Genomic DNA, 12455 nt, shown 5'->3' with positions numbered 1-12455 from the left:
CTTATATAAATGCGCAAGAAGACAAGAAACAGACATAAAGTAGTTTTGGTTAAAAACGGTAAAAACAACAACGGGCTTGATGAAAATCTTGAGAAAATCAAAACGACAATTTCCTAAGGTTACATAAACCCAGTACACCCCCTCTTTAGAAACACTGGTCGCCATTTTCGAGTTATGGTAAATTGAAGTAACAGAACTATTAATATCAAAGAAGTAGGCTAAATGAATATAATAGAACAAGGCATAAAAGAAAAATTGATTAAAATAAGTGAAGATGAAAAGCAAATTACATATTGCAACTTTCATAGACCAAGAAATTACTCAAACCCTGAAGAAAAAGTACAAGCTGAAACTTTTGTGAAATTGGTTTTACAATACGATTATCGAGCGGAGAGAATAAAAATGTACGAAATGGTAACAATGGGAAGCGAGAGAAAAGAAGCCGATATTATTGTTTACAATGATGATGATTGTTCGCAACCACACATTTTAGTTGAATGTAAAAATGATACTGTTAGTGAACAAGAATTTTTACAAGCCATCGAACAAGCATATAGTTACGCCTATGCCTTACCTAATGATGTCAAATATGTTTGGGTTACATCTGGGGCAAAAGATGAATATTTTCAAGTTGACAAAAAACGCAATACCAGAATTACACAACCAGACATACCGCAATATGGGGTTAAAGTATTAGCAACCTACAAGTATGTTTATGAGGCCGAAGCGCTAAAAGAAGTTGAAGGAAAACAAAAGTTTTTTGACCTAGAAATTGTAGAAGAAAATGTTTTAACAATACGATTCAAACAAGCACACGATGCACTTTGGGCTGGTGGTCAATTAAACCCTTCAGAAGCATTTGATGAGCTTGACAAACTCATTTTTTGTAAAATATGGGACGAAAGAAAGCATAGATTGCCAGGGGATCCTTACGATTTTCAGATTATTACTGCTCAAAAAGAAGAAGTAAAGAATTGGGAAAAACTAAACAATGACGAATTACGAAGGGCGATTAGAGATATAGAAAACAAAAGACTCCTGGAACGTGTAAACCAATTGTATGAAGAAGGACGAAAAAAAGATGCAGAAGTTTTCAGAGACAACATTCGACTTTCAGCCGAAAAAATTAGGACCGTTGTTGGCTACTTACAAGATATAAATCTTGGAGAAACAGACTTAGATGCAAAAGGAAGAGCTTTCGAAACCTTTATGGATTCCTTCTTTAGAGGTAATTTTGGGCAATACTTCACACCAAGACCAATTGTAAAGTTCGCTATTGATATTTTGCCCATTAAAAATGATTCCTTCGTTTTAGACACCTCTTGTGGGAGTGGAGGTTTTTTACTTTACGCATTAAATAAAATAAGAGAAGAAGCCAATAGAATGTATCCTAATTATAAAAAGGATACAAAACAATACGGCCGCTGGAAAAAGTACTGGCATGATTTTGCAGAAAAAAATCTGTTCGGCATTGAAATAAATGAACAAATTAGTAGGGCTGCGAAAATGAATATGATTATTCACGATGATGGTCATACTAACGTAATCACAGAGGACGGACTTTTAAGCTCTAATGATATCGCTTATAAAACCACCAACAAAGGTTTCAAATACAACCATTTTGATTTTATTATTACTAATCCGCCATTTGGTTCTTCTGTAAGGAAATCTGAGAAAGCCTATTTAAGTAGTTATGATTTTGGCAAAAAAGTACCAGATTGGTTGGATGTAAAAGGAAAAACAACAATCTCCAAAAGAGACAAACAAAACACTGAAATTCTTTTCATAGAACAATGCCATAGATTTCTCAAAGAAGGAGGCTATTTAGCGATTGTATTACCGGATGGAATCCTTACGAATAGTAGTTTACAGTATGTACGAGATGATATTGAAGATAAATTTAGAATAGTTTCGGTTGTAAGCATTCCTCAAACTGCCTTTAGTGCTACAGGTGCTGGAGTTAAAAGCTCCGTATTGTTTGTCAAAAAACATAGTTCCGAACAAACAATGCATTTAAGAAATTTAAAAGCAAGTATTCAAATTAACCTAAAAGAAGAATTTCAGTATTTCGAGCATCTTCAAAAATGGGAAAAAGAAAAGAAAAGGAAAACAATAGAATTAGAGAACTTTTACAATCCATATCCTTCCTTTAGTATGACAGAGCTAAAAAAAACAGCCGAGTACAAAGCTTGGAAAGAAGAACTAAATGCCTTTTATTCAGAAAAAGTAAACGATTTAAAGGAACAATTGCAAGATGCTTATTTAAAAGAAAGACAAACAAAATTACCAGACTATCCTATTTTCATGGCGATAGCAGAAGACATTGGATATGATGCCACAGGCAAGAGCACAGCTGATGGAGATGGCGATTTAGATGTAATAAAAGTAGAACTTTCTAAATTCATTAATCATTTAGAATTCAATAATCTATGATAATAAGAGGAATATTAGATAGTTCATTAAATGGTCAAATATGCATAAGAGGTTTTGCTCCAATAAAAGAGTTAGCAAGAATTTCTGAAGCAGACTATAAATATCAAAGAAATCCTATAGAGGATAGGAAAGATATTTCGGATTTTTTGGAACATGAAACATATTTGTTTTTCCCTGAAGTCATTTTAAGTTACAAAATAAAACACTCCTTTGATAAATCAAAAGATAGTGAAACGCCATTACAAAAGTTGCAATCAAGCAAAAGCTACAAATCAAATGTAGATGGAACAGTTTTCAAGCCAAAACCTGTTGATTTCAAAGCCAGAGAAGATGTACGAGGTAATAGTAAAATAAATTTAATAGAAATTGAAATTGACGATTCTCAATTTGATTTAGTTAAAAAACCATTTCATAGAATTGATGGCAATCACAGATTGGATGCTGCAGGTTTATCTGAATCACCAAAAGTCCAAAGAATGGTTGCTCCTTTTTGTATTATACTTGGTGAAGAGTATTATAAAGGTGGAAATCCAGTAAAAAACTCAACTACTGATGTTTTTGACAAATCAGTTAAAGTTTTTTTTCATAACATAAATACCAAAACAATTGCGCTCACTTCTGAAGAAAATTTGCGTGTAATCATTGATGATTCAACTAACTTTTTAGAATCCGAATTAGAGGATATTTTAAATCTAGAAGGCGTATTAACTAGGACTTTAATTAAAAAAGTTAATCCTGAAATTTTCACCGGAATTGAAAATATTCTTTCTAAACAATATAGAACATATTACATTGAGGTATTTCACAAGTTATTGGCAAAAGGAGAAAATCCTGAATCCATTGTAGATAAAGTTTTTGAATCGTTAAAAGCTATTGATACTTTATACAATGAAAATGAGAAACTAAAAGCCAACTCTAGTTTTGGCCTTCTTACATCATTTCTTTACTATCACGTTGAAGAAAATAAAGGAAAATTTAATTTATTCAAAAAGTGGGTAATTCAAAACCACATTTTCGAAATTCCGGAAATTACAGCCAGTAGTATTATAAAAATATTTGACAAAATAGCAGAACAAGAAATTACAGTTTTTGTAGCTATGCCTTATTTTGGTCACGACTCCAGCATTATAAGAGGCTATAATGAGGCATATGAAAGAGTTATTGAAAAATTAAAACAAGAAAATCCTTCTCTTAAAATTTCGCTATTCCCAATTATGGAACATATAGGAAGAACTATGGATATTGTATTTAATTTCCTAAATCAAATCAAAGAGTGTAAAATTTTCATAGCAGATATTTCAGAAAAAAATCCAAATGTTGCGTATGAATTAGGATTTGCCAGAAGCTTAGATAAACCTTCAATTATAGTTATTAAAGATGGTGAAGAAATTCCATTTGATTATGGTCACGACATTGCAAATAAATATAATGGAAATGGGCCTTTAAACGATTTAGAAGGTATTATTTATGATAACATTAAAAGTATTCTACTTAAGGATTACGGTTTAGTAATTAGTTAATCAAATGGCACAAACAACTCAAAATACAAATATCAAGTTCTTCTTAATCAAACGGTCTGAAATTGAAGCTAGAATGGATCCTCACCAATTTCATGTCGAAAGAAGAAATGCAATAGAGAAGTTAAAACTTAATAATAATCTTATTAAGTTAAAACACTTAGTAAAAAATGTCAAAACAACAACTTCTGAGATTACCAAATCCGATGTTTATGTAGGATTAGAAAATATTGAAAGTGATACAGGGCATTACATTCCAACTAGCGAAAAAGAAAGTATTAGCAGCGCCGGAAAGTTTAAAAGAGGCCATATACTTTTTCCAAAACTGAGACCTTACTTAAACAAGGTATATTTGGCGGAATTTGATGGGATTTGTTCAACAGAATTTCACATTTTTGATAGCGAAAAATATAGTAATGAATTTTTGACAATCTATTTAAGGTCATCGTTAATTGTAAATCAAACAAAACATTTAATGACTGGAAATACTTTACCAAGACTTCAAACAGAGGATATAAATAATTTACCTGTTCCAGAAATCACCATTGAGAATCAAATTAAAATTGTAGAGCTATATAATATTGCTAACAGGCGTAAACAATCAAAAGACGCTCAAGCTAAAGAACTTTTAAAAACTATAGATACATATTTGCTTAATGAATTAGGTGTTTTATTACCCGTAGAAAACAACACATCATTGAGTAGAATGTTCTACGCTAATTTTAATGAAATAACCAACGGTAGACTTGACCCAGATTATCAAAATATCAGCTATAAAAACATTGTTGCAGAAATTAAAAAATCACATTTTGAAATAGTTGATTTAAAAGATGTTACTGACATACTAAACAGTGGAAAAACACCTGCAAAAGCTGAATATTCTGAAGAACAAACACAATTCCCTATCATAAAAGTCGGAAGCTACACTAACGATTTTATAGATTTAGAAAAAGTTGATTATGTATTTTCTAAACAAAATCTAAAAGCTCAAAAAGGGGATATTTTTATTTTGTCAGCTGCTCACCAATCTGAATATGTAGGAAGACATATCAAAATGCTAATTGAAGAACCTAAAATTGATACCTCCTATGTTGGTGAATTAATTTGCGTAAGGGCCAATGATAAAGTAAATACTACATATCTATTCTCGTTATTAAAAACTGAAATGTTTAAATCTCTTATCAATAGAGAAAAAACTGGACAAACTTCTCACGTTTACGGTAAGGACCTAAAAAAAATACCAATTCCATTACCGGATGAACAAACACAAAAAAGGATTTCGGACTATATTGAATCGTTACAAGAACAAGTTAAATTATTAAAAAGTGATTCAAAACGAATATTAGAAGATGCAAAACAAGAAGTAGAAAAAATTATAATTGGATAAGCCAGGCAATACTACACTTAAGAAATACAACAAACACTTATGAATTAAATTTAGCTGATAGATAGGCATGACAAACGGAATACACAAAATAGTGTTTTTGGTTAAATGCGAGTTATGTGAAGGACGAAATATATTTAAAGTAAGCAAATATTAGGCCTAATTATTTTTATTGAATTAATCTTATATTTAAATCGATTCTCCCTGTTACCTCCCTGTTAAATCCCTTCCTCAGTGCTTTTTTAGCTCTAAACTAAGGGCGAATAAACCTCAATATCGTAATCAATACATTCTAAAAAATTTATTTGTTGATGATTATAGAGCCTTGCCTGTTTTACTTTTCCATTACTGTAATGGTTCCTTATGTTATGGTACAATTCTTCTATCTGCTTTTCTAAAGGTTCATTTGTCCACTTTTTAGAAAGGTATTTTCTTTTAACTTGCTCAAATATCCTGTGCTCGTTTTTACAGTAATACCTCAACCCTTTTGGACCCAACAAAAAACTTCTTTCACCCTGCATTCTTATATCTATTCCTGTTACCCTACATCGCCTATTTCTTCCGCATTGCTTATTATAGAGAGGGGTGTTCATTTTCACCATATACATAGAGGGTGTATTTGTACATCCCTTTGTATTTAATTCTTCTATTTTTTCGGTTATTAAAAGTCCAATTTTTCCTTGAATGTCTTCTGAATGATTTTTAATTAATCCCCGTAATTTGGCACGGTGGTTATTAAACGCCGACTTACTACTTCTTTTCAATAATCCCTTCCAATAATTAGGGTTATTGTAGTTTTTCAAATTTTCTGTTTTGTGTTCGATTGTGTAATCGTAGAATAAAATATTTCTCCACTCTTTTAAAATATCATCCTTAAATTCCAGCATATTAAAATGAATTAAGTCGTTGAGGTTAAAAATCCCTTTTGCGTTCACCTTTCTCATTTTGGAATACTTAATTTCAAAACGCATTATCTCTGTGCCTCTCTTAATCAATCCTCTTTTTATGTTTTGCAGCCCCTTGTTATAAAGTTTTATATAGTAATCACTGTGAGACGCCTGTAAATATTCGCCTCGACCCCCAAAATATTGGGCATCAAAAGGCATTGTCTTATGTAATAAACAATTCTGTAATATTTCCGTTGTCGGCATGGTAGGGGTAATGTTCAAACCTATCTCTATTCCTTGTATTATTGAGTTCTCTAGGTCTAAATTAAACTTTTGCTTTAATTCCTTTAAAACGTCTCGCATGTCGTTTGCAGTGAAGTCGTTGTAATTTTGTGAACCCCTATTAAAATATTTATGTAAACTGCCTGTAAGTGTTACGAGTCCTTCGGGGTGTAATTTAGTGGCATCATAAATCTTAAATTCCAAAGTCCCATAATAGGCATGTCTACAGGGTGTTATTTTCTTGCCATTCCGGTTGTGTGTCAATAGTTCGCCCGTATCGGGATTAAGACCCTTGTAAACAAAACTCAATAGGTCATTCTCCAATAATTTATTTATTGAATAACCCTTTAGAATTATTTTAATGTAGTCTACCAATTACCTATATTGGATTAGTTTTTGGGTTGCCCGTAGAAACGATCATTAGAACAAATAGAGGGGACCTTAACAGTCCCCTTATTCTATGCCCCTATGCCTTATTTTATGTTATTTACAATGCTGTGAAGAAATCCCTTTTGAAAAGGATAAAAGTCACTGAAAACGTAGATATATAGTTTTAACCTCCATTTTGAATCACTAAACATTAGCAAGGATTTAGATCGATTGCCAATTAGTTGAGGGATATTGCAATCCCCATAAAAAACATCATTGTTCTTTATTTGTCTTAGGCCAGTTACAAGGCTACATTTTTTCCAATTAGAAGTATTTCGCAACCGCAAATAAAAGTTAATTACTTTTGTGTCACTCTTTTCCCTAAACGCCTCTATCCTTATTAACTCCGTTAATAGATTCTTTGAGCCAGAAACCTCAACTAATGAATAAACGGTGTAATTCTTTAATTGCTTTTCTACCTTGTAAACGTGGCTAATATACTCAGGTACGTTGACCATTTCCCGAATTTAACCGTTAATTGAAATAAGACTTTTTTCAATATCTGAGCGTAAGAAGTAAACACGGCCACCAATTCCCAAAGGCTTTAGTTTTCCCGACTTTTGCCAGTTGGCGACTGTGCTGAGGTCCACATCTAACAATTCACTTACCTGTTTTCTACTTAGATAGTCATTTGGCTGTTTAGGTTTGTAGTGCTCTAAAAATTCACCTAGTTGATTCTTGACCGTTTCGGCAATTTGATTTTGAAGTTGTTCGGGTGTTACCCCAACGAATTGTATTGTCTGCATTGTGTCTATTTTAAATTACAATGCAATATTATTTTAAGAGGTAGGTATGTGTAAAAAGTGTGTAATTATATTTTCACACAATTCACATCTATTTCAACTTTTCTAGATAGGTATTTATGTTTTCTTCGTTTAATTTAGTTCGTTTTTGTTGTGTATTGTTCCATAGTTCTCTAGCCGTTTGCTGATTACATCCCATAATATGAGCTAACAAATTATGCTTTTCTGTTAGAGAAATATTCTTTGAGTTTATAATCCCATCGATATCCAAGACTTCTTTTGCAATATGGTATCGGTCCACAATATTTAACTTTTTACCGCTAACTAAAGGACCGTTATTTTGCTTTTGACTGCTTCCTAAATGATGTTGCGGCAGCCTGTTAATTTTAATTTCACAATCTCTAAGTTTCATTCTAGCCTCGTCTATACTATCTTTAGCTCTCTTTAGTTCTAATTTAATTTGATGATAATTATTAGGAAATAAATGTGCTGCCGCCTCGGTATAGTCCTGACTAGGTATTTCGCTCTCTAGTTTTTTAATTTTAGCTTCAAGTTCTGGAATAGATTGAGTTAAGTTTTCAATTTCTATTTTTAAAAAATTATATTCGGTAACATTTTCGTTTTTACTCAAAAACTGCCTTAGCTTTAAATTATAATCATATTCTAACCTCTCAATCATCTAAAATTTATTTTACGTTGCCCATTCAAATTTACAATTTACCGGCGTTTAATTGCTTTTTTATGTATTCACGAAATGAATTTATAATTATGTCTTTTTCATCTTCGTTATAAATGTCCTCATGTTTTACAAAGGAGCTATAACTTTTTAAAAGGTTTTCCCAATACATCTTTTTCCTTTTGTTATTCGTTAACCCTCTTTTGAACTATCTCGAGTGTAGATTCTTTCTTTTTCTTTTGGGTCAATAACGCAAACATATCTGCAATTTGTTGGGCATAATCCAAACTATCCTTGCCTATGTAGTTAAGAAACATTTTTTCTGTACTATGAGCTGTTATTTGCATTATTAATGGTGTAGGTAAATCACCATATAAGTTAGTCGCGAAAGAACGCCTGCAAACATGAGAGGCAACTAATTCATATTTCGGGAATATTCCCTTTATATTTCTCTTAACCCCTTTGGAAACATATTTACCTTTCTCGTCCTTTATGATTTCATTGCCTTTACTATCTACCATTACCGACTTAACCCCTTCGGTCATTTCATCAATTCCCGCAATTCTACAAATATCTTTTATGTATTCGTTGAAATTCTGAATGGCTATCGGCCTTGGAAATCCATCTTTAATAATTTCCTTAGTTTCCTCTGACAAAGGAATAATAACTTGTTTGCCTGTTTTCTGTTGTTTGAGCTCTATAACTTCCAGTCCATTTCTATTAAAAAAATTATTCTTAGTAAGTTTCAACAAATCGCCCCCTCTCTGTCCTATATTACAGCCCAATAAGAGCCATTTCCGGGCGTTTTGATAGGCATTGTTGTGAACATTAGCCTTTTCTATCTTTTTGAGCTCCTGAGGGTTTAAATATACTATATACTCCTTTTTTGGCTTGCCTCCTTTTATCTTCCTTAGTTGTGCACTAACAATAATACCATCTAGCTCGGCATCCCTGCAAACTGTTTTCAAATCGTCTATCTTTTTGCGAGCATAACTTTCGGAGTAATTTTGTTTACTGAGCATCCAGTCCAAAAACTCCCTCCCAAATTTAATATCAACATCCCTGACCCTGTATTTATTGGAGCCTTGGTATTTATTGAAAATCTTTTGTAAGTTTTTATAGGAGTTAACACGACTTTTTGATAATCCTAAACCACCTTTTGAGTTTTCCCTAATATTTGCCGTATCAATAATATGCTTAATACAGTCATCTAATAAATCACTTCTAGATTGTTGAGGTTTTACAATACCTTTCGACAAATCTATTTGATATTGTAACCAATCGGGCCCAATTTCATCTAATGGCGTATTATTAAATGATTTAATAATGTCGTTTGAGAGCTCCTGTAAGTCCGTGGTTAGTTTTTTTAATACCTCATCTCTTTGGTTAGGCATCTTCTTCTTTGGGCTCCAGTCCTTGGGGTTTATTAAAAACCCAGTGCTTTTGGTAAAATCGAATTTTCTACCGTGTACAAATCTTAAGTTGATTGTTGCGGGGTTATCTTTTCCTTTTACTAAAAAATTGATTGTTGCCATAAATTTGAATCTTAGAACAATCAAATATAAAGCATTAATAAATTCTTCCCGACATAATCCCGACAATTAATCAATATCATTATACAGTATTAGATTAACTTCAACAATTCAATTACCTTCGTAATGCCTATTTATGTTGAATATATTGGCTTTCACTAGAATTTAAAGATGATTTAAGAATATAGAAAATCTAAATATTCAAGTCCCGCCTCGAGTACAAAGACCCTTGTTAATCATCTGATTTTCAAGGGTTTTTTGTTTTTAAATACTTTTCTTGTATGATTCCTGTATTGTGAATAAGTGCTTACTTCATTTCATAGATTTTTTACTATCTTTTGTTCATTATTAAACGCATAATAAATACTAAAATGGATATATAGTTAATAGTAACTATATCCATACGTTAGCGGTAAGTTCAGCAACCACATAAATTGACAAAAACAATAAAAGAAAATGAAAAAGCTATTTACAATATTGACCTTATCTACAGTTTTGTTTTCTTGCAACACCAACCCTAAAAAAGACAAGGAAACAAAAAATACAACTGAAAAATTGACTAAAATTGATTCTGTTGATGTAAAACAGGTTGTGCTTTCTATGCATGATGCCGTTATGACCAATGACTTATCTGACAGTCTAACATTTAATCAATGGACTGATTTCTTTACAAGCGACTTTTTATATATGCAGTCAGAAGGAAAACCGGCTATTAAAATGGGAAAGATTGGCTTCAAGGATATGCGGGAAGCTTTTAAAAGTATAAAGATAAGCTACGATGAAATAATAATTGACTATGTGGATTCATCCTGTGATTTAGCTTATGTTTCTTACCACTATAAGGCCATTGCAACGACAATTAAGACCAATGAAAGTAAAGATATATCTAGTTCGGCCCTTCTTATATTAAAAAAGAATGACGCAGCAGAGTGGAAAATAGCTTATCTAGTATTCAATTAACTATTGCACTAAAATGTAAAAAACAACCAACCGCTAACAAAGTATATAAGCTATGGCTTGGTCTGTGCCACTTGGAAAGTCCTGCGGATTTTCCAAAGCCAGTTTTTGTCAGCAAAGGTCTGTGCCGAGATACGCCAAAGCTCATATACCAACCGTTAACAAATATTTCGAAATCGAATAGTATTAACGGAAGTCCTATTGAACTAATTATTTGTCTAAAATTCTAGGAAAATATTAAATTGAAATAACCTGTAAACAGAAATCGCCATGTAAAACAATATTCTTAATTTATACCTATCTAAAAAATAAATATTATGAAAAAACTACTTTTGATTTCTCTTCTATCAATTTTTTTCTTTCAAAAAAGTGAAGCACAAGAAATATCTGCAGGAAAATCAAAGAATTCTTTCGTAGAATGGAATTTTGGTGTTGCCTATATGCCTAATGATGATTTCATTTTCCCCGGAACTTCAGTTCTTTGGGGGAGGACATATATCAATGAAAATAATTTCATTTTTGAATATGAAGCGGGTTTTGCGCTTCCATCACTTGTGACTGGCAAATTGGGAATAGGCAAAAAGTTTAATAATACTAAAGTAATCGTCGGAGTAAGACCATTCCCATTTAATCTCTACTTGCAATCTAGTTTTCCTAAAGGGAAAAAAGGATATTGGATTACCTCCATTGAATTTAATCCACTTGATTCCGATACATCCTTGTCATTTGAATCAAAAGCGATTTTGAATTTCGGATACAGATGGAACATAATTAAGAATATGTAGTTAAATATTTTGTGTCCCATGTTCTGGTTTGCGAGGGCGCTGTGATTATTTAAAGTTAATAATTCAATTATTTTGTCGCTTAGGCATATTTAAATTGAATAATTACAAAAGAGAGTTTAAATAAAAAACGGAAAATTAAATTTGGGAAAAATTGACTTAATGATAAACATACATTTGCTAACAACGTATATAAAAAATAGCAGGATTAGCGAAAGCCATTTAGTTTGTGCTCTTTTTAAATATTTATACTAGCTGAAACGATCTTGACGACTAAAGGCGCTACTTTTCATATACATTACCGTTGACAACTAGCTAAACCAAACCAATAAACAATGAAGAAACTTTTACTTTTAGTCATATTTATATCAATCATAACATCTTGCGAACAATCGAAAAAGTACGAATATGTGGAAATTGGACAAAATGAATCACTTTTTGGTGGAACTGAACGGAACGAAAAAGATACTATAATAATTCGAGCGAAAAATGATTCGATTGCCTATTTAGAAGCATATCAAAAATTCTGTATTTCAGAAAAAGTATCGCAGGATATGAAAGAGGCACTAGGCTCTTCATCAACGATACCAATGGATTTTAAATTAATTGATGAACAAGGAAATAATGTCGCACTATTAATAAATTTTGAAAGAATTGACTCTTTGAAAAATGATGTTAGAACCAGAATTTTCAATATGAAAAACTCTCTCAAAGAGACTGTCGATAACAACAAAGAAAAAGAAATAAAGAATTTTAAAAATACGGTCGAAATAGATAGTATAATACTCCCCAATTTTAGGACAGCAAGTTAAGTTGTAATTTAACCCTGTCAA

10 protein-coding genes are annotated in these 12455 nt (G+C 31.9%); 6 read left to right on the top strand and 4 right to left on the bottom strand.

Annotation, left to right across the window (positions count from 1 at the left end; all coding sequences use genetic code 11):
- Positions 1 to 222: 222 nt before the first annotated feature.
- Genes ABXZ36_RS12490 through ABXZ36_RS12480 form a run of 3 tightly spaced genes read left to right on the top strand, consistent with a single transcriptional unit; the run spans position 223 to position 5337 of the window.
- The gene (locus ABXZ36_RS12490) at positions 223 to 2433 is read left to right on the top strand and encodes a type I restriction-modification system subunit M (RefSeq protein WP_354616015.1); all 2211 of its coding nucleotides are present in this window, start codon (positions 223 to 225) and stop codon (positions 2431 to 2433) included.
- Positions 2430 to 3953, top strand: coding sequence for a hypothetical protein (locus tag ABXZ36_RS12485; protein WP_354616014.1), 1524 nt, complete (start codon positions 2430 to 2432; stop codon positions 3951 to 3953). The genes ABXZ36_RS12490 and ABXZ36_RS12485 overlap by 4 nt, the downstream gene beginning before the upstream one ends.
- A 4-nt stretch (positions 3954 to 3957) precedes the next feature.
- A complete protein-coding gene (locus tag ABXZ36_RS12480) occupies positions 3958 to 5337 on the top strand; it encodes a restriction endonuclease subunit S (protein WP_354616013.1) in 1380 nt (459 codons plus the stop codon).
- A 245-nt stretch (positions 5338 to 5582) separates the two neighbouring features.
- Here the strand turns inward: ABXZ36_RS12480 and ABXZ36_RS12475 are convergent, their stop codons facing one another.
- The 4 genes from ABXZ36_RS12475 to ABXZ36_RS12460 all read right to left on the bottom strand — a co-directional run bounded on the left by ABXZ36_RS12475 (position 5583) and on the right by ABXZ36_RS12460 (position 9886).
- Complete coding sequence (locus tag ABXZ36_RS12475) at positions 5583 to 6878, bottom strand: hypothetical protein (RefSeq protein ID WP_354616012.1); 1296 nt, start codon at positions 6876 to 6878, stop codon at positions 5583 to 5585.
- Between the two features lie 521 nt (positions 6879 to 7399).
- A complete protein-coding gene (locus ABXZ36_RS12470) occupies positions 7400 to 7678 on the bottom strand; it encodes a helix-turn-helix domain-containing protein (RefSeq protein ID WP_354616011.1) in 279 nt (92 codons plus the stop codon).
- 88 nt (positions 7679 to 7766) lie between these two features.
- On the bottom strand, positions 7767 to 8354 hold the full coding sequence (locus tag ABXZ36_RS12465) for a hypothetical protein (protein ID WP_354616010.1): 588 nt from the start codon (positions 8352 to 8354) through the stop codon (positions 7767 to 7769).
- A 182-nt stretch (positions 8355 to 8536) separates the two neighbouring features.
- The gene (locus tag ABXZ36_RS12460; RefSeq protein WP_354616009.1) at positions 8537 to 9886 is read right to left on the bottom strand and encodes a tyrosine-type recombinase/integrase; all 1350 of its coding nucleotides are present in this window, start codon (positions 9884 to 9886) and stop codon (positions 8537 to 8539) included.
- Positions 9887 to 10339: 453 nt separating this feature from the next.
- Here ABXZ36_RS12460 and ABXZ36_RS12455 point away from each other — a divergent pair, with 453 nt between their 5' ends.
- From ABXZ36_RS12455 to ABXZ36_RS12445, 3 genes are all read left to right on the top strand, one after another.
- Complete coding sequence (locus ABXZ36_RS12455; protein ID WP_354616008.1) at positions 10340 to 10843, top strand: Cif family virulence factor; 504 nt, start codon at positions 10340 to 10342, stop codon at positions 10841 to 10843.
- Between the two features lie 314 nt (positions 10844 to 11157).
- Entirely contained in the window at positions 11158 to 11625 is a 468-nt protein-coding gene (locus tag ABXZ36_RS12450) for a hypothetical protein (RefSeq protein WP_354616007.1), read from the top strand.
- 332 nt (positions 11626 to 11957) lie between these two features.
- On the top strand, positions 11958 to 12434 hold the full coding sequence (locus tag ABXZ36_RS12445; RefSeq protein WP_354616006.1) for a hypothetical protein: 477 nt from the start codon (positions 11958 to 11960) through the stop codon (positions 12432 to 12434).
- The last annotated feature ends 21 nt before the right edge of the window (positions 12435 to 12455 follow it).

It is taken from the genome of Sediminicola arcticus (assembly GCF_040566695.1).
Classification (GTDB): domain Bacteria; phylum Bacteroidota; class Bacteroidia; order Flavobacteriales; family Flavobacteriaceae; genus Sediminicola; species Sediminicola arcticus.
The sequence above is the reverse complement of the archived record's forward strand: the minus strand, read 5'-3'. Positions and strand labels throughout refer to the sequence as shown.